This window comes from Bradyrhizobium sp. SZCCHNR1043 (assembly GCF_032489675.1).
In the GTDB taxonomy this organism is placed as follows: domain Bacteria; phylum Pseudomonadota; class Alphaproteobacteria; order Rhizobiales; family Xanthobacteraceae; genus Bradyrhizobium.
In genome coordinates this window covers 157,404-175,124 of the sequence record NZ_JAUEYN010000009.1, presented here as the reverse complement: position 1 = coordinate 175,124, position 17,721 = coordinate 157,404, and the positions used below count along the sequence as shown (strand labels likewise).

The 17,721-nt window shown below is 65.2% G+C and carries 15 protein-coding genes; 11 read left to right on the top strand and 4 right to left on the bottom strand.

Translation table 11 applies throughout. The features are described from left to right. Positions 1-77: 77 nt before the first annotated feature. On the top strand, positions 78-860 hold the full coding sequence (locus QX039_RS17325; protein WP_315740741.1) for a DUF1223 domain-containing protein: 783 nt from the start codon (positions 78-80) through the stop codon (positions 858-860). A 423-nt stretch (positions 861-1,283) separates the two neighbouring features. Beyond that, complete coding sequence (locus QX039_RS17320) at positions 1,284-1,649, top strand: DUF2794 domain-containing protein (RefSeq protein WP_315740700.1); 366 nt, start codon at positions 1,284-1,286, stop codon at positions 1,647-1,649. A gap of 43 nt (positions 1,650-1,692) precedes the next feature. Here the strand turns inward: QX039_RS17320 and QX039_RS17315 are convergent, their stop codons facing one another. From QX039_RS17315 to QX039_RS17300, 4 genes are all read right to left on the bottom strand, one after another. Then, entirely contained in the window at positions 1,693-2,220 is a 528-nt protein-coding gene (locus QX039_RS17315) for a GNAT family N-acetyltransferase (RefSeq protein ID WP_315740701.1), read from the bottom strand. Positions 2,221-2,372: 152 nt separating this feature from the next. Further along, positions 2,373-3,164, bottom strand: a complete 792-nt coding sequence (locus QX039_RS17310; protein WP_315740702.1) for a Bax inhibitor-1/YccA family protein — start codon at positions 3,162-3,164, stop codon at positions 2,373-2,375. A gap of 264 nt (positions 3,165-3,428) precedes the next feature. After that, a complete protein-coding gene (locus tag QX039_RS17305) occupies positions 3,429-5,999 on the bottom strand; it encodes an ABC transporter permease (protein WP_315770555.1) in 2,571 nt (856 codons plus the stop codon). After that, a complete protein-coding gene (locus tag QX039_RS17300; RefSeq protein ID WP_315757140.1) occupies positions 5,996-6,733 on the bottom strand; it encodes an ABC transporter ATP-binding protein in 738 nt (245 codons plus the stop codon). The genes QX039_RS17305 and QX039_RS17300 overlap by 4 nt, the downstream gene beginning before the upstream one ends. Positions 6,734-6,788: 55 nt before the next feature. Here QX039_RS17300 and QX039_RS17295 point away from each other — a divergent pair, with 55 nt between their 5' ends. The 9 genes from QX039_RS17295 (at position 6,789) to QX039_RS17255 (ending at position 17,708) form a co-directional block, all read left to right on the top strand. Next, a complete protein-coding gene (locus QX039_RS17295; RefSeq protein ID WP_315770679.1) occupies positions 6,789-7,421 on the top strand; it encodes an arylesterase in 633 nt (210 codons plus the stop codon). Positions 7,422-7,625: 204 nt separating this feature from the next. After that, positions 7,626-8,165 (top strand): RNA 2',3'-cyclic phosphodiesterase, encoded by a 540-nt coding sequence (gene thpR / locus QX039_RS17290; RefSeq protein WP_315740705.1) that lies wholly within the window; start codon positions 7,626-7,628, stop codon positions 8,163-8,165. Between the two features lie 191 nt (positions 8,166-8,356). Continuing rightward, a complete protein-coding gene (zapE, locus tag QX039_RS17285) occupies positions 8,357-9,538 on the top strand; it encodes a cell division protein ZapE (protein WP_315770553.1) in 1,182 nt (393 codons plus the stop codon). A gap of 226 nt (positions 9,539-9,764) precedes the next feature. Further along, complete coding sequence (mdh, locus tag QX039_RS17280) at positions 9,765-10,733, top strand: malate dehydrogenase (RefSeq protein WP_009031546.1); 969 nt, start codon at positions 9,765-9,767, stop codon at positions 10,731-10,733. A gap of 127 nt (positions 10,734-10,860) precedes the next feature. Continuing rightward, positions 10,861-12,057: an ADP-forming succinate--CoA ligase subunit beta gene (sucC, locus tag QX039_RS17275; protein ID WP_315740707.1), complete on the top strand. Its 1,197-nt coding sequence runs from the start codon at positions 10,861-10,863 to the stop codon at positions 12,055-12,057. Between the two features lie 55 nt (positions 12,058-12,112). Continuing rightward, positions 12,113-12,997 carry a succinate--CoA ligase subunit alpha gene (sucD, locus tag QX039_RS17270; protein ID WP_172184319.1) on the top strand — a complete coding sequence of 295 codons (885 nt, stop codon included), beginning with the start codon at positions 12,113-12,115 and terminating at the stop codon, positions 12,995-12,997. 139 nt (positions 12,998-13,136) lie between these two features. Then, on the top strand, positions 13,137-16,094 hold the full coding sequence (locus QX039_RS17265) for a 2-oxoglutarate dehydrogenase E1 component (RefSeq protein ID WP_315770551.1): 2,958 nt from the start codon (positions 13,137-13,139) through the stop codon (positions 16,092-16,094). A gap of 138 nt (positions 16,095-16,232) precedes the next feature. After that, the gene (odhB, locus tag QX039_RS17260; protein ID WP_315740710.1) at positions 16,233-17,471 is read left to right on the top strand and encodes a 2-oxoglutarate dehydrogenase complex dihydrolipoyllysine-residue succinyltransferase; all 1,239 of its coding nucleotides are present in this window, start codon (positions 16,233-16,235) and stop codon (positions 17,469-17,471) included. A gap of 12 nt (positions 17,472-17,483) precedes the next feature. Next, entirely contained in the window at positions 17,484-17,708 is a 225-nt protein-coding gene (locus QX039_RS17255; protein WP_315740711.1) for a hypothetical protein, read from the top strand. The last annotated feature ends 13 nt before the right edge of the window (positions 17,709-17,721 follow it).

Sequence of the window (17,721 nt, the reverse complement as noted above, 5' to 3'; positions counted from 1 at the left end):
GGCGGCTTCGCAGATCATTGACGCGGCAGGGCGCAGCGGACCATGTTCCAGACAGGACAGTGACGATGAGTGGACAGATGTCGTGGTGGTCGCGCGCGGCGCTGAGTGTCTGTGCGGTCATCGCTTTCGTCCGGCCGGCCGCGTCCGATCCGCGTGCGGTGATCGAACTCTTCACGTCCCAGGGCTGTTCATCCTGCCCGCCGGCCGACAAGATCCTCGGCGAGCTCGCCAGAGATCCCTCGGTCATCGCGCTGTCCCTGCCGATCGACTACTGGGACTACCTGGGCTGGAAGGACACGCTGGCCGACTCCCGCTTCACGGCCCGGCAGCGGGCCTATTCCAGGGCGCGTGGCGATCGCGAAGTCTATACGCCGCAGGCGGTGGTCAACGGCTCCGTGCATGTGATCGGCAGCGACCGCGAGGCGATCGAAGGCGCCATCGAGGAGACTGTCCAGGGTGGCAGGGTGATGTCGGTGCCGGTGAGGCTGTCGGTCGACGGCCAGGACCTCACTGTCTCCGTGGCCGCGGCCAACGACCAGATGCCGCGCAAGCACGGCGAGGTCTGGGTCTGCTCGATCTCGCGGGTGGTCCCGATCTCGGTCGGCCGCGGCGAGAACAGCGGCCGTGATCTGACCTATTACAATGTCGTTCGCGGTCTTCAGAAGCTGGGTGACTGGAATGGTTCGCCGGTCAGATGGAGCGTGCCGCTGGAGAAGATCGCCCGCGAGGGCGTCGATGGCACCGTCGTCTATGTGCAGGACGGCAGTCGCGACCGCCCCGGTGCGATGCTCGGGGCCGCCTTTTCCGAGTTGCCATTGGTCGGACGGGCTTCAGCAACGGCGCGTGCTCCCGAGCGCTGATCTTCCATCGTCCTGATCTTCGTTTCCGTTGACCTGCGGTAGGCGCGTCACGTCCATGGGACGGAGGCGCGCCACAACATGTTCCGTGCAGCTCACGCCAAAAAAGCAAAAGGACCAACTTGCGTTGGCCCTTTGCCTTACTTGTGAATGGACCCGATCCTGACGACCCCGGGGGGCTGGGGGCTGAGGAATCCGGAACCGAAAGGACCGGGCCAACGCACACGAATCTTATGCCTAAGGTCGGGGGCGGTCGGTGGGCGGAAAGACGGCGCGATTATGATTCTGCTAACGATCCCGTGACGCTTGCGTGTTCGCGGAGTTCGCGCGGTTGGCACGCGCGGCCGAACTTCAACAATGAAAACGGCCCCTTGCGGCTTCCGGCGGATGGCGCGATCATGTCACACAGATGACAGGAGGACGCTCATGAACCTCACTCCGGAGGATGCCGACCCCAGCGAGAACCGCGCGGCGGCGCGCAACGCGGCCGCAGCGCCCAACCGGGTGACGTTCGATCGCCTCGAGCTGAATCGTATCCTCAACCTCTACGGCCGCATGGTCGCCGACGGTGAGTGGCGCGACTATTCGATCGACTTCCTGCGTGACCGGGCCGTCTTCTCCGTGTTTCGCCGGGCGTCCGAGGTGCCGATCTACCGCATCGAGAAGGACCCGCGGCTGGCGCGTAAGCAGGGCATGTACAGCGTGGTCTCGGCCACCGGCCTGATCCTGCGCCGCGGTCATGAGCTCGAGCGCGTGCTGCTGGTGATCGCGCCGAAGCCGGCGCTGGTCTGATCCCACGCGCTCCGGCTGATCCTGACATTCCGACTGGCGTTGCTTACGCCGGGACGTCGCTGCTCCCGGCCCCGAGCGGGCGCTGCATCATCACAGTATCGAGCCAGCGGCCGAATTTCAGGCCGACGCTCGGGTGGGTGCCGATCATCTGGAAGCCGCAGGCGGTATGCAGCCGGACCGAGCCGGCATTGGCGGAGTCGCCGATGACGGCGATCATCTGGCGAAAGCCTCCCTCCTCACAGGCGTCGATCAGCCGCCGCATCAGTCGCATTCCGATGCCACGACGCTGGCTGGCGGGGGCGAGATAGATCGAGTTCTCCACCGTGAAGCGATAGGCCGGGCGAGGCCGGTAAGGCCCCGCATAGGCATAGCCAACCACCTCTCCGTCCAGCAGGGCGGCGAAATAGGGAAAGCCGTCGTCGGTGAGCGCCCGGAAGCGGCGCGTCATTTCCGTCAGATCCGGAGGGTCGAGCTCGAAGGTGGCCGTGCCCTCGCGGACGGCCTGGCCGTAGATGGCGGTGATGGTGGGAAGGTCGGCCTCCCGGGTGGGCCGGATCTCAATGTCGGACATGGTGGAAACATACCAAAGCGGACGCGGCGATCAATCCGGCCTCGCGGCATGGCTGCCGTCGCGCCCGCGCCGCGGTCGCAATTGGCTTGCGCAAACGAAAAGCCCCGGCGGTGAGGCCGGGGCTTCGAAGGTCGCTCGTGTGAGCCGCTGGCTCAGTCGCGCTGTCCGAGCAGCTGCAGCAGCAGCGTGAACAGGTTGATGAAGTTCAGGTACAGCGACAGGGCGCCGGTGATCGCTGCGCGCTCGGCAATGTCGCCGCCCGCGGAAGCGTAGCCGTAGATGTACTCGTTCTTCAGACGCTGCGTGTCCCAGGCGGTCAGGCCGGCGAACACGAACACGCCGATCACCGAGACGATGAACTGCAGCATCGAGCTCGCCAGGAACAGGTTCACGAGGCTCGCCAGCACGATGCCGACCAGGCCCATGAACAGGAACGAGCCCATGCCGGTCATGTCGCGCTTGGTCGTATAGCCGTACAGGCTGAGCGCGCCGAACGTCGCCGCGGTGATGAAGAACACCCGCACGATCGAGGTGTGAGTGTACACCAGGAAGATCGACGACAGCGAGATGCCCATCAAGGCCGAGAACACCCAGAACAGGATCTGCGCGGTCGACGGCGCCAGGCGGTTGATGCCGGCCGAGATCGCGAACACCATGACCAGTGGGGCCAGGATGAACAGCCACTTCAGCGGGCTCACGAACATCGCGTAGCCGAACTGCGTCAGGTACGCGTTGCCGAACTTGAATACGCCGGCAGCCGGATCGCCGGTCACCGACGCCATGTAGACGCCCAGCGCCGCGAGGCCGGTGATGGCCAAGCCGATGCTCATGTAATTGTAGATGCGCAGCATGTAGGCGCGCAGACCGGCGTCGACGGTCGCGGCATCGGCGCGCCCGGCCACCCGGCCAAAGGGTGAAGCATAATTGCGGTCTAGGTCCGACATGGTCGATTCCCGTTGGTTGCCCGGCAGTCCGGTCCTGGCAGGACCTTTAGCCGGTTCTCGAAAAACCCTATCTCATACCCACTGCCACAGATATTAAATTTGCGTCATCGGCAAAATCGCCATCTTTTGGCAGGTCTCTGAGCCCATTCCCTAGATGGGAAACTAGCATATCCGCCGCAAGCGTCCACGCGCGGCTGAATGTCGCTCCGCGCGCGTCCCAGCCGTATAAATCGCGTTAACCGTGCGGCATGAGCGCGCAAGCCGCTAGAGATTCCGAAGGACCGTCGCCGGCTTCTGGTTGAGCGCAAGGAGGGTGCCGGCCAGACCGAGGCCGACCGTCACGATCAGCGCGGTCAGGACGACCAGCGCGGCGCTGCCCGCCTGCCAGGCGAAGCTCAAGGTCATCAGCCGGGTCACGATCAGCCACGCGGCGACCGACCCCGCGACGACGCCGAAGGCGGCGGTGGCGAAGCCGATCATCAGATATTCCAGTGCGTAGGCGCCGAGCAACCGCAGCCTGGTGGCGCCCAGCGTCTTCAGGATCACGGCATCGTAGACCCGGTGGCGGTGGCCGGCGGCCAGCGCGCCGCCCAGCACCAGGATGGCCGAGATCAGCGTCACCGCGCTGGCGCCGCGGATGGCGAGCGCAAGGTTGGAGACGACCGAGCCGACCGTCTCCATCACCTCGCGGACCCGCACGCTGGTCACCATCGGGAAGGCGTCGGCCACCTTGCGGATGACGCGCGCATCCTCGACGGCATCGGAGCGCGCCTCGGTCAGGGTGGCGACATGGGTGTGGGGCGCGCCCTTGAAGGCATTCGGGGAGAACACCAGCACGAAATTGATGCCGAGCCCCTGCCAGTCGATGGTGCGCATGTTGCCGATCCGCGCCGTGATGTCGCGTCCGAGCACGTTGACCACGATGTCGTCGCCAAGCTTGAGGCCGAGACCGTCGGCGATCCGCTTCTCGATCGAAACCAGCGGCGGGCCGCCGTAGTTCTCGCCCCACCACGCGCCCTCGACGACCTTGGATCCCTTGGGAATCTCGGCGGTATAGGTCAGGCCGCGGTCGCTCTGCAGCACCCATTCGGTGTCCGTCGTCGCCTTGAGGTCCTCGGCGCGCACGCCGCGGGCGGAGACGATGCGCCCGCGCAGCATCGGCACGTCTTCGACTGCCGATTGAGGGGCGAGGTCCCTGAGGAAGCCGCGGAAGCGGTCGGCCTCGCCCGAGGGGACGTCGATGAAGAAAAACGACGGCGCCTGCTCCGGCAGCTGTGCCAGGAACTGGCGTCGCAGATTGCCGTCGATCTGGGTGATGGTGACCAGCACGGCGAGCCCCAGCCCGAGCGACAGCACTACGGACGGTGTCAGCGCGCCTGGGCGATAGATATTGCTGACCGCCAGCCGCAGCATCGGGAAGCGGCTGCGCGGCAGGGCGCGCGCAATCGCCATCACCGCGGCGGCAATGCCGCGCAACAGCACGAACACCAGCGCGGCGGCGACGACGAACACCGCGGCGATGCGCTTGTCGTAGGACAGGCCGATCACCACCGCGATCAGCAGCGCGACGGTGCCCGCGATCAGCACCAGATAGCTCCAGCGCGGCCGGTGCCATTCGGCGATGACCGCCTCGCGGAACAACGCCGCCACCGGCACGTCACGCACGCGCCCGAGCGGCCACAGACCGAACGCGAGCGCGGTGAGCAGGCCATAGACGAAGGACAGCGCCAGCTCGTCCGGATGAATAGCCGGGATCACGGGCAGCGGCAGGATGTTGCCGAACAGTCCGACGATGGCAAACGGCAGGGCCGCGCCGGTGCAGAGTCCGATGATCGAACCGATCGTGGCGAGCACCATCACCTGCACGAGGTAGATGCCGAACACGTCGCGGCTGGTGGCGCCGAGCGCCTTGAACGCCGCGATCACCTCGGTGCGGCGGTCGACATGGCTCTTGACCGCATTGGCGACGCCGACGCCGCCGACCAGCAGGGCGGCGAGACCGACCAGGGTCAGGAACTGGGTGAAGCGGCCGATGGTCCGCTCGAGTTGCGGCGAGGCGTTGCTGCGGCTGCGGATCTCCCATCCGGCCGACGGCAGTGTCAGGCGGGTATCGGCGATGAAGGACGCCGCGGCGTGATCGTCCTTGGCATTGTCGGGCAGCCTGACCCGGTAGGTCCAGCGCACGAGACTGCCCGGCTGCAGCAGCGGCGTCGCCCGCAGACCCGCCTCGCTGATCAGGAAGCGCGGCCCGAGGCCGATGCCGCCGGACAATTTGTCGGGCTCGGCCTGCAGCACGCTGCGAATCTGGAAGCGGACCGTGTCGATCGTGACGATGTCGTCGACCTTCAGGTCGAGCCGGGCCAGCAGCGCCGGATCGGCTGCAGCTCCGTAGACGCCGTCGCGCTCGGCCAGGATGTCGGCCATCGGCAGATCGGGCTGGAGCTCGGCCTTGCCGAGCAGCGGATAGGCGTCGTCGACGGCCTTCAGCTCGACCAGGGCCAGCTTGGCGTCGCTGGAGCGCACCATCGCGCGCAGGGTTGCCGCCAGCGACAGCTGTCCACGCGAGCGCAGGAAGTCGATCTCCTCCGGCTTGGCCTCGCGCTGAAACAGCGAAAAGGCAACGTCGCCGCCGAGCAGCGTGCGTCCTTCGCGAGCCAGGCCGTCATTGAGGCTCGCCGCCACCGAGCCGACGCCAGCGATGGCGAGGACGCCGAGCGCGATGCAGGCGATGAAGACATAGAAGCCGCGCAAGCCGCCGCGCAGCTCGCGCAACGCGTAACGAACGGGCAGGAGGGCGATCCGGCCGCTCGCGACCGGTTCTGACATGGCGCTCATGCGTCAGCCGGCTCGCGGGCGTCGCTCTCGCTTTCGATCCGCCCCGAGCGCAGCCGCACGACGCGGTCGCACCGGTGCGCGAGGCTGCTGTCGTGGGTCACCAGCACCAAGGTCATGCCGCGCTCGGCGTGCTTGGTGAACAACAGATCGACGATCTGCCGTCCGGTGGTCTCGTCGAGATTGCCGGTCGGCTCGTCGGCCACGAGAATTGCAGGATCGGGAGCGAGGGCGCGGGCCAGCGCCACGCGCTGCTGCTCGCCACCCGACAGCTGGGTCGGATAGTGATGCAGCCGGTGGCCCAGCCCGACCGAGTCGAGCTCGCGGGCCGCGCGCTCGGCGGCGCCGGCGTGGCCGGCCAGCTCGAGCGGCACCGCGACGTTCTCCAGCGCCGTCATGGTCGGGATCAAATGAAAGGACTGGAAGACAATGCCGACCTGGCGGCCGCGGAACCGGGCCAGGGCGTCCTCGTCCAAGACATTGAAAGCGGTCCCGTTGACCACCACCTCACCGCTGTCAGGACGTTCCAACCCCGCCATCACCATCAGCAATGTGGACTTGCCAGAGCCCGACGGTCCGATCAGACCGATCGTCTCGCCCTGTCCGACCCGCAGGCTGACATCCTTGAGGATATGGACCCGCGCCGCGCCGGTGCCGAGCGAGAGGTTGACGTTCGAGATGGTAATGGTGTCCGGCGCGAGGCCGGCCAAACGCGAGGTTTCGATGAGACTGTCCATGGCTCGGTCATATGGCAACTCCGCAAGCCGGGTCGAGAGGCGCGGACACATCTTCGTGCACATACTCGTGTTGATGCTCGCCTTGATGACAGTCGGGTCCGCGTTCGCCGCTGCCGAGGCCGTCAAGCCGATCAAGCTGGTCGTTCTCGGCGATTCCTTGAGCGCGGGACTCGGCCTGTCCGCTTCAGATGCGTTTCCAGCCAAGCTGCAGAAGGCCTTGCAGGCCCAGGGGCTGCCGATCGACCTCACCAATGCCGGCGTATCCGGGGACACCTCGTCCGGCGGCCGCGACCGGCTCGACTGGTCGGTGCCGGAGGGGACCGAAGCGGTCGTCGTCGAACTCGGCGCCAATGACGCGCTGCGCGGCATCGATCCCGCCGTGACGCGCAAGGCTTTGAGCGAGATCGTGACCCGGCTGAAAGCCAGGGGCGTCGCCGTCATGCTCTGCGGCATGCTGGCGCCGCCGAACTACGGCAGCGACTATGCCGCGAAATTCAACGCGATCTATCCCGAGCTCGCCAAGGAATTCGGCGTGCCGCTGTATCCATTCTTGCTCGACGGTGTCGCCGCCGACCCCAAGCTGAACCAGGCGGACGGCATTCACCCCACCGCAGCGGGCGTCGACATCATCGTGTCCAGGCTGTTGCCTACGGCGGAAGCATTCCTGCGTCCGCTTCGTGGGCAATAACGGAACGAAGCCCTGCGCCGATCATTTGCGATAGCCTTAAGGCCGGGTTTTCCGCAGCTTTTACCGACGTTAACCCACCTTCCGTCGCGGAGTCATATAAGTTCGGTAGGAATTATGCATTGGCGATTCGTCGTCGATCATTTCTCGAAGGCATGATCTCGTCAATTTTCGAGATCAGCCTCCAGCATCGGGAGTCCTGAAACGATGCCGCGTCTGTTTACTGGACTGGAAATCCCGGCCGAGGTTGGCCACACGCTTTCCGGTTTGCGGGGTGGCCTCCCCGGCGCCCGCTGGATCGATCCCGAAAATTACCATGTGACGTTGCGTTTCATCGGTGACATCGACGGCGCCTCCGCCAACGAGATCGCCTCGATGCTCTGGCGGGTGAACCGCAAGCCGTTCGAAGTGACGGTGCAAGGTCTCTCCAGCTTCGGCGGCCGCAAGCCGCGTGCCGTCGTTGCCAACATCGCGCCGAGCCGGCCGCTGATCGAGCTGCAGGCCGAGCTGGAGCGGCTCATGCAGCGGATCGGGCTCGATCCCGAGGGACGCAAATTCGTGCCGCACGTCACGCTGGCGCGGCTGCACGATGCATCGAGCCAGGACGTCGCCGACTATCTCTCCGTCCGCGGCTATTTCCCGAGCCGCGTGTTCATGGCCGAGCGTTTCGTGCTGTTTTCGTCGCGTGCCTCGACCGGCGGCGGGCCCTATGTGGTCGAGGACGCCTACGATCTCTCCCCGGGATGAGGTCTGCAGCGCGGTCGTTCAACCCGGCCGTTCGCTGAGGCCAAGAGCGAAGACGAGCGTCGTTAGCCCCGGGCTAACGATCACGGCGGCGTTTGCGTGCCATATACCAAGACATCACGGCTCCGACGCATGGCGGCTTCCACCATTTGCGGATTGCATTTTACGTAAGTCTCGTGACCTAGAGTGGACTCATGCTGTCCACTCCCTCAGACGCGTTCCGCGCGCAATATCAGTCTTTGGTCGATACTGGTGCGATCGAGCCCGACCCCGCCCAGGCCGAGGTCGCCGACGCGCTGGCGGCGCTGGAGCGCCGGCTCTCCACCTACAAGCCCTCGCGCAAGCAAGGCTTGTTCGGTCGCCTTTTTGCCGACAAGAGCGAGCCGCCGAATGGGCTCTATGTCCATGGCGAGGTCGGCCGCGGCAAGACCATGCTGATGGACCTGTTCTTCCAGAACTGTCCGGTTGAGCTCAAGCGCCGCGCGCATTTCCACGAATTCATGGCCGAGGTGCATGAGCGCATCTACGGCTACCGCCAGAACATCGCGCGCGGCGAGCTCGCCGATGCCGATGTGATCGGGCTCACGGCGCAGGCGATCTTCGACCAGGCCTGGCTGCTCTGTTTCGACGAATTCCATGTCACCGACATCGCCGACGCGATGATCCTGGGCCGTCTGTTCGCCAGGCTGTTCGAGCTCGGCACTGTGGTGGTGGCGACCTCCAACGTCGCGCCTGAAGACCTCTACAAAGGCGGCCTCAACCGCGCGCTGTTCCTGCCCTTCATCAAGCAGATCGCCGACCACATGGACGTGATGCGGCTGGACGCGCGCACCGATTTCCGGCTGGAGAAGCTGGCCGGCGTGAAGATGTGGCTGGTGCCGGCCGATGTCGACGCGCGGGCGGTGCTCGACAAGGCCTGGGCGCGGCTCACGGGTCATGCCAAGTGCAAGCCGCGCGACATGACGATCAAAGGGCGCATCCTGCATGTCCCGTGCTCCGCCAACGGCGTCGCCCGCTTCGGCTTTGCCGATCTGTGCGGAAAGCCGCTGGCAGCCTCGGACTATCTGCGGCTCGCGCACGACTATCATACGATCCTGATCGATCATGTTCCGGTCATGGATCTGGCCGAGCGCAATGCCGCCAAGCGCTTCATCACCCTGATCGATACGCTCTACGACAACGCCGTGAAGCTGATCGCCTCCGCCGAGGCTGACCCGGTTTCGCTCTACATCGCGACCGAGGGCGTGGAGGCCATGGAGTTCAAGCGGACCACCTCGCGCCTGATCGAGATGGGCTCGGACTCCTATCTGGCCCTGCCGCACGGGCGGAAGGACTCGGCGGCATCTGGGACTTCCACGGGGTTGGTCGAAACCTGACAACCACCGGAGCCTTGGCGAGCGCCTGCCGCCGGGCACACAGCCGCGAAAAGGCCACGTCAATCATGCTGAAAGGATCATCAGCGCCCGTCGCCCGGTCCTGATCGAAATCAAGGCACGCCCGCCAATTGGCCATAGCGTGACTTGAACGGCCCGGGCGAAAGGGATAACCACCACTCGACTTTTCAACCTCCCTCACTCCTTCGGGTTCAAAGGAAAATTTGCCATGGCGCGCGACAAGATTGCTTTGATTGGCTCCGGTCAGATCGGCGGAACGCTGGCTCACCTCGTTGGCCTCAAGGAGCTCGGCGACGTCGTGATGTTCGACATTGCCGAAGGCGTTCCGCAGGGCAAGGCGCTCGACATCGCCCAGTCGTCGCCGGTCGACGGCTTCGACGCGCACTACACCGGCGCCAACTCCTATGAGGCGCTCGACAACGCCAAGGTGTGCATCGTTACCGCCGGCGTGCCGCGCAAGCCCGGCATGAGCCGCGACGATCTGCTGTCGATCAACCTCAAGGTGATGGAGCAGGTCGGCGCCGGCATCAAGAAGTACGCCCCGGACGCCTTCGTCATCTGCATCACCAACCCGCTCGACGCGATGGTCTGGGCGCTGCAGAAGGCCTCCGGTCTCCCGGCCAAGAAGGTCGTCGGCATGGCCGGCGTGCTCGACTCGGCGCGTTTCCGCTACTTCCTGGCCGATGAGTTCAACGTCTCGGTCGAGGACGTCACCGCCTTCGTGCTCGGCGGTCATGGCGACACCATGGTGCCGCTGACCAAGTACTCGACCGTTGCCGGCATTCCGCTGCCCGACCTGGTCAAGATGGGCTGGACGTCGCAGGCCCGCATCGACGAGATCGTCGATCGCACCCGCAACGGCGGCGCCGAGATCGTCAATCTGCTGAAGACCGGCTCGGCCTATTACGCGCCGGCGGCGTCGGCGATCGCGATGGCCGAGAGCTACCTGCGCGACAAGAAGCGCGTGCTGCCCTGCGCGGCGCATCTCAACGGCGAGTTCGGCGTCAAGGACATGTATGTCGGCGTGCCCGTCGTGATCGGCTCCAAGGGTGTCGAGCGCATCGTCGAGATCGAACTCGCGGGCAAGGACCGCGAGGCGTTCGACAAGTCGGTCGCCGCCGTGCAGGGCCTCGTCGACGCCTGCAAGAAGATCGCGCCCGACCTGCTCGGCCGCTGATCAGGGGTCATTCACGGGGCGTAATCTCGCCCACATCGAGTTGCAGGATGTTTGGTATATGGTATACCAGACATCCTAACAACAATTCTGGTCGTCACCCCATCGCGGGTTCGGGGAGCAAGCGCTTATGAACATTCACGAATATCAGGCCAAGGCACTGCTGCACGAGTTCGGCGTGCCGATTTCCAAGGGCGTGCCAGTTCTCCGTCCGGAGGACGCGGATGCGGCGGCGAAGACGCTCGGCGGCCCGGTCTGGGTCGTGAAGAGCCAGATCCACGCCGGTGGCCGTGGCAAGGGCAAGTTCAAGGAGGCCTCGGCCGGCGACAAGGGCGGCGTCCGCCTCGCCAAGTCGATCGACGAGGTCAACACTTTCGCCAAGCAGATGCTGGGCGCGACGCTGGTGACGGTGCAGACCGGCCCCGACGGCAAGCAGGTCAACCGCCTCTACATCGAGGACGGCTCGGATATCGACAAGGAGTTCTATCTGTCGCTGCTGGTCGACCGCGAGACCTCGAAGGTCGCCTTCGTCGTGTCGACCGAAGGCGGCGTCAACATCGAGGACGTTGCTCACGAGACCCCTGAAAAGATCGTCACCTTCTCGGTCGACCCGGCCACCGGCGTCATGCCGCATCACGGCCGTGCCGTCGCCAAGGCGCTGAAGCTCTCCGGCGATCTCGCCAAGCAGGCCGAGAAGCTCACCACCCAGCTCTACAATGCGTTCGTCGCCAAGGACATGGCGATGCTCGAGATCAACCCGCTGGTCGTCACCAAGCAGGGCCAGCTCCGCGTGCTCGATGCCAAGGTGTCGTTCGACTCCAACGCGCTGTTCAAGCATCCCGAGGTCGTCGCGCTGCGCGACGAGACCGAGGAGGACGCCAAGGAGATCGAGGCCTCGAAGTACGACCTCAACTACGTCGCGCTCGACGGCACCATCGGCTGCATGGTCAACGGCGCTGGCCTTGCCATGGCGACGATGGACATCATCAAGCTCTACGGCATGGAGCCCGCCAACTTCCTCGACGTCGGCGGCGGCGCCAGCAAGGAGAAGGTCGCGGCGGCGTTCAAGATCATCACCGCCGACCCGAACGTGAAGGGCATCCTGGTCAACATCTTCGGCGGCATCATGAAGTGCGATGTCATCGCCGAAGGCGTGGTGGCCGCGGTCAAGGAAGTGGGTCTGAAGGTGCCGCTGGTGGTGCGCCTCGAAGGCACCAATGTCGATCTCGGCAAGAAGATCATCAGCGAGTCCGGTCTGAACGTGCTGCCCGCCGACAATCTCGACGACGCCGCGCAGAAGATCGTCAAGGCCGTCAAGGGAGGCTGAGCGCCGCTTCTGGCGCTCGCTTCGTCCTCACCGCAACGCTTTTAGAGAAAGCACGATGTCCATCCTCATCGACAAGAACACCAAGGTCATCTGCCAGGGCTTCACTGGCAAGAACGGCACCTTCCACTCCGAGGCGGCGATCGCCTATGGCACCAAGATGGTCGGCGGTACCTCGCCGGGCAAAGGCGGCTCGACCCATCTCGGCCTGCCGGTGTTCGACACCGTCAAGGAGGCCCGCGAGGCCACCGGCGCCGACGCCTCGGTGATCTACGTGCCGCCGCCGGGCGCCGCCGACGCGATCTGCGAAGCCATCGACGCCGAGGTCCCGCTGATCGTCTGCATCACCGAAGGCATCCCGGTGCTCGACATGGTCCGGGTGAAGCGCTCGCTGCAGGGTTCCAAGTCGCGCCTGATCGGGCCGAACTGCCCGGGCGTCATGACCGCCGGCGAGTGCAAGATCGGCATCATGCCGGCCAACATCTTCAAGCCGGGTTCGGTCGGCATCGTGTCGCGTTCGGGCACGCTGACCTATGAGGCGGTGTTCCAGACCACGTCGGAAGGTCTCGGCCAGACCACCGCGGTCGGCATCGGCGGCGATCCGGTCAAGGGCACCGAGTTCATCGACATGCTGGAGATGTTCCTGGCTGACCCGAAGACGACCTCGATCATCATGATCGGTGAGATCGGCGGCTCGGCCGAGGAGGACGCGGCGCAGTTCATCAAGGACGAAGCCAAGCGCGGCCGCAAGAAACCGATGGTGGGATTCATTGCCGGTGTCACCGCCCCTCCCGGCCGTCGCATGGGTCATGCCGGCGCGATCATCTCGGGCGGCAAGGGCGATGCCGGCTCGAAGACGGCCGCGATGGAAGCTGCTGGTATTACAGTGTCTCCGTCGCCCGCACGGCTCGGCAAGACGCTTGTCGAAAAGTTGAAATCCTGATTCAGGACTTAGTGCTTTTCGGCGCGAATATTTACAATAAATAAGGTAGACGGTCCTAACCGGAGCCTGATCCGCTTTGTCAGCGGGTCAGGCATTGCGCCGTTTTGATTGGGCGCATCGAAATTACCAGGACGCCACCATGTCTCGCCAAGACGCGAACGCCGCCTTCGCCCTGTCGTCTTTTCTGCAGGGCACCAATGCCACCTACATCGATGAGATCTACGCCCGCTACGAGAAGGATCCCGCCTCGGTCGATCCCGAGTGGCAGGAATTCTTCAAGAGCCTGAAGGATGCGCCGACCGACGTGCAGAAGAATGCGTCGGGTCCCTCCTGGGCGCGCAGCAACTGGCCGGTGGCCCCGCGCGACGAGCTGACCTCGGCGCTCGACGGCAACTGGGCGGTGGTCGAGAAGAAGGTCGGCGAGAAGATTGCGCAGAAGGCGCAGACCAAGGGCGTCGAACTGTCGCTGGCCGACGTCAACCAAGCCACCCGCGACTCCGTCCGCGCGTTGATGCTGATCCGCGCCTACCGCATGCGCGGCCACTTCCACGCCAAGCTCGATCCGCTCGGCATCGAGGCGCCGCGCAACCGCGAAGAGCTCGACCCGCGCTCCTACGGCTTCACCGAGGCCGATTTCGACCGCAAGATCTTCCTCGATCACGTGCTGGGCCTCGAATACGGCTCCCTGCGCGAGATCGTCGCGATCTGCGAGCGCACCTACTGCCAGACGCTCGGCGTCGAGTTCATGCACATCACCAACGCGGCGCAGAAGGCCTGGATCCAGGAGCGCATCGAGGGGCCGGACAAGGAGATCTCGTTCACCCGCGAGGGCCGTCGCGCCATCCTGCAGAAGCTGATCGAATCCGAAGGCTTCGAGAAGTTCTGCGACGTCAAGTTCACCGGCACCAAGCGCTTCGGTCTCGACGGCGGCGAGTCGCTGATCCCGGCGCTGGAGCAGATCATCAAGCGCGGCGGCAATCTCGGCGTGAAGGAGATCGTGCTCGGCATGCCGCATCGCGGCCGCCTGAACGTGCTGACCCAGGTCATGGGCAAGGCGCACCGGGCGTTGTTCCACGAGTTCAAGGGTGGCTCGGCCAATCCCGACGCGGTCGAAGGCTCCGGCGACGTCAAGTACCACCTCGGCGCCTCCTCGGACCGCGAGTTCGACGGCAACCGGATCCATCTGTCGCTGACTGCCAACCCGTCGCATCTCGAGATCGTCGACCCCGTGGTGCTCGGCAAGGTCCGCGCCAAGCAGGATCAGCACGGCGATCCGCCGGACATGCGCATCTCGGTGCTGCCGCTGCTGATGCATGGCGACGCGGCGTTCGCCGGCCAGGGCGTGGTGGCGGAGTGCTTCGCGCTGTCGGATCTGAAGGGCTACCGGACCGGTGGCTCGATTCATTTCATCGTCAACAACCAGATCGGCTTCACGACCTATCCGCGCTATTCGCGCTCGTCGCCCTATCCGTCCGACGTCGCCAAGATGATCGACGCGCCGATCTTCCATGTGAACGGCGACGATCCGGAGGCGGTGGTGTTCGCGGCCAAGGTCGCCACCGAGTTCCGGCAGAAGTTCCACAAGCCGGTCGTCATCGACATGTTCTGCTACCGCAGGCATGGCCACAACGAGGGTGACGAGCCGGCTTTCACCCAGCCGGTGATGTACAAGAAGATCGCCGGTCATCCGTCGACCCTGGAGATCTACTCCAAGCGCCTGGTCGCCGAAGGCGTCATGACCGAGGGCGAGGTCGATAAGGCCAAGGCCGACTGGCGCGCCCGTCTCGACGCCGAGTTCGAGGCCGGCACCTCCTATCGTCCCAACAAGGCCGACTGGCTCGACGGCAAGTGGGCAGGGTTCAAGTCTGCCGACCAGGAAGAAGAAGCGCGCCGCGGCGTGACCGGCGTCGAGCTCGACCGTCTCAAGGAGATCGGCCGCAAGATCACCAAGGTGCCGGACGGCTTCCGCCTGCACCGCACGATCCAGCGCTTCCTCGAGAACCGCGCCAAGGCGATCGACAGCGGCATCGGGATCGACTGGGCGACCGGCGAGGCGCTGGCGTTCTGCTCGCTGCTCCTGGAAGGCCACAAGGTTCGTCTGTCCGGCCAGGACAGCGAACGCGGCACCTTCTCGCAACGTCATTCGGTCTTGATCGACCAGGAGGACGAGAGCCGCTACACGCCGTTCAACCATCTGGCGCCGGAGCAGGGCCATTTCGAGGTCATCAACTCGCTGCTCTCGGAAGAAGCCGTGCTCGGCTTCGAATACGGCTACTCGCTCGCCGAGCCCACTGCGCTGACGCTGTGGGAGGCGCAGTTCGGCGATTTCGCCAACGGCGCCCAGGTGCTGTTCGACCAGTTCATCTCGTCGGGTGAGCGCAAATGGCTGCGCATGTCCGGCCTCGTCTGCCTGCTGCCGCATGGCTATGAGGGCCAGGGCCCCGAACATTCGTCCGCCCGCCTTGAGCGCTATCTGCAGATGTGCGCTGAGGACAACATGCAGGTGGTCTATCCGACCACGCCGGCGAACTACTTCCATGTCATGCGTCGGCAGCTGCATCGCGAGATCCGCAAGCCGCTGATCGTGATGACGCCGAAGTCGCTGCTGCGCCACAAGCGCGCGGTGTCGCGGCTCGAGGAGCTGGCCAAGGGAACGACCTTCCACCGCATCCTGTACGATGACGCCCAGATGCAGGCGGACGACAAGACCAAGCTGGTGCCGGACGATCAGATCCGCCGCATCGTGCTGTGCTCGGGCAAGGTCTATTACGACCTGTACGACGAGCGCGAGAAGCGCGGGCTCAACGACGTCTATCTGATGCGCGTCGAGCAGCTTTACCCGGTGCCGCTCAAGGCGCTGGTCGCCGAGCTCAGCCGCTTCAAGAACGCCGAAGTGGTGTGGTGTCAGGAAGAGCCGCGCAACATGGGCGCCTGGCATTTCATCGAGCCGTATATCGAGTGGGTGCTGAACCAGACCGGCGGCAAGAGCAAGCGTCCGCGCTATGCCGGCCGCGCCGCGTCGGCGGCCACCGCCACGGGCCTGATGTCGAAGCATCTTGCGCAACTGAAGGCGCTGCTCGACGAAGCCCTGAACTGAACCTGCCTATAGAGGCGCCCCGCAAGCCATGCGGGGCGCAAGTACATCGCGTTGATCGTCCGTCCCGCATCGCTTGCTCGCCGCAAGGCGATGGTGGACGGACTTTATGGCCGCACGGGTTATTGAGGATAAAAGACCATGACTGAAATTCGCGTTCCGACGCTGGGTGAATCCGTCACCGAAGCCACCATCGGCCGCTGGTTCAAGAAGGCTGGCGACGCGGTTGCCGTCGACGAGCCCCTCGTCGAGCTCGAGACCGACAAGGTCACGATCGAGGTGCCCGCGCCGTCGGCCGGCACCTTGGGCGAGATCATCGCCAAGGATGGTGAGACGGTCGCCGTCGGCGCGCTGCTCGGCCAGATCACCGATGGCGCCGCGGCTGCCAAGCCGGCCGCTGCTGCTCCGGCTCCGGCAAAGCCCGCTGCCTCCGCGCCGCCGGCTGCGGCACCTGCGCCGGCCAAGGCGCTGCCAGCCGATACGCCGCAGGCCCCGTCGGTGCGCAAGCTCTCGGCCGAGAGCGGCGTCGATGCCACCACCGTGCCCGGCTCGGGCAAGGACGGCCGCGTCACCAAGGGCGACATGCTGGCCGCGATCGAGCGCGCCGCCTCGGCGCCGACTCCGGTCAATCAGCCGGCCGCCGCCGTGCAGGTGCGTGCGCCGTCGCCCGCTGACGATGCGGCGCGCGAGGAGCGCGTGAAGATGACCCGGCTGCGCCAGACCATCGCGCGCCGCCTCAAGGACGTCCAGAACACCGCGGCCATGCTCACGACCTTCAACGAGGTCGACATGACCAACGTGATGGCGCTGCGCAGCCAGTACAAGGACGTGTTCGAGAAGAAGCACGGCTCGAAGCTCGGCTTCATGGGCTTCTTCACCAAGGCGGTGGTGCAGGCGCTGAAGGACATTCCGGCGGTCAACGCCGAGATCGACGGCTCGGACCTGATCTACAAGAACTACTATCACATCGGCGTCGCCGTCGGCACCGACAAGGGCCTGGTCGTGCCGGTCGTGCGCGACTGTGACCACAAGTCGATCGCCGACATCGAGAAGGGCATCGCCGATTTCGGCCGCCGCGCCCGTGACGGCCAGCTCAAGATCGACGAGATGCAGGGCGGCACCTTCACGATCACCAATGGCGGCATCTACGGCTCGCTGATGTCGACCCCGATCCTGAACGCGCCGCAGTCCGGCATCCTCGGCATGCACAAGATCCAGGAGCGCCCCGTCGTGGTTGCCGGCAAGATCGAGGTCCGCCCGATGATGTATCTCGCGCTGTCCTACGATCACCGCGTCATCGACGGCAAGGAGGCGGTGACCTTCCTGGTGCGCGTCAAGGAGAGCCTGGAAGATCCGGCGCGGCTTGTGCTGGATCTCTGAGCGGAGGCGACGATGGAGGAGCCGTCACTGGTGCTGTCGTTGATGCCGTTTCTCCTTACGACGGTGATCTTCTTTGTTTTCACCATTCCGATCGCTCGGAGAAAGGGCAGGGGTCTCGGCTTCGCCGCTTTGAGCCTCATACCCTTCGTGACGCCCTTCATCCTGCTTTATCTAGTGAGTCTGACCGACAAGGCTGTTCTCGATCGCCTTGCAGAACTTGAAGCCAAGTCACAGTAGGAATCGGCCAAGT

Bases quoted from the DNA above. Each gene is read 5' to 3' on its own strand.
- QX039_RS17325 (WP_315740741.1), top strand. From the start codon at position 78: ATGTCGTGGTGGTCGCGCGCGGCGCTGAGTGTCTGTGCGGTCATCGCT.
- QX039_RS17320 (WP_315740700.1), top strand. From the start codon at position 1,284: ATGAACCTCACTCCGGAGGATGCCGACCCCAGCGAGAACCGCGCGGCG.
- QX039_RS17315 (WP_315740701.1), bottom strand. From the start codon at position 2,220: ATGTCCGACATTGAGATCCGGCCCACCCGGGAGGCCGACCTTCCCACC.
- QX039_RS17310 (WP_315740702.1), bottom strand. From the start codon at position 3,164: ATGTCGGACCTAGACCGCAATTATGCTTCACCCTTTGGCCGGGTGGCC.
- QX039_RS17305 (WP_315770555.1), bottom strand. From the start codon at position 5,999: ATGAGCGCCATGTCAGAACCGGTCGCGAGCGGCCGGATCGCCCTCCTG.
- QX039_RS17300 (WP_315757140.1), bottom strand. From the start codon at position 6,733: ATGGACAGTCTCATCGAAACCTCGCGTTTGGCCGGCCTCGCGCCGGAC.
- thpR (WP_315740705.1), top strand. From the start codon at position 7,626: ATGCCGCGTCTGTTTACTGGACTGGAAATCCCGGCCGAGGTTGGCCAC.
- zapE (WP_315770553.1), top strand. From the start codon at position 8,357: ATGCTGTCCACTCCCTCAGACGCGTTCCGCGCGCAATATCAGTCTTTG.
- mdh (WP_009031546.1), top strand. From the start codon at position 9,765: ATGGCGCGCGACAAGATTGCTTTGATTGGCTCCGGTCAGATCGGCGGA.
- sucC (WP_315740707.1), top strand. From the start codon at position 10,861: ATGAACATTCACGAATATCAGGCCAAGGCACTGCTGCACGAGTTCGGC.
- sucD (WP_172184319.1), top strand. From the start codon at position 12,113: ATGTCCATCCTCATCGACAAGAACACCAAGGTCATCTGCCAGGGCTTC.
- QX039_RS17265 (WP_315770551.1), top strand. From the start codon at position 13,137: ATGTCTCGCCAAGACGCGAACGCCGCCTTCGCCCTGTCGTCTTTTCTG.
- odhB (WP_315740710.1), top strand. From the start codon at position 16,233: ATGACTGAAATTCGCGTTCCGACGCTGGGTGAATCCGTCACCGAAGCC.
- QX039_RS17255 (WP_315740711.1), top strand. From the start codon at position 17,484: ATGGAGGAGCCGTCACTGGTGCTGTCGTTGATGCCGTTTCTCCTTACG.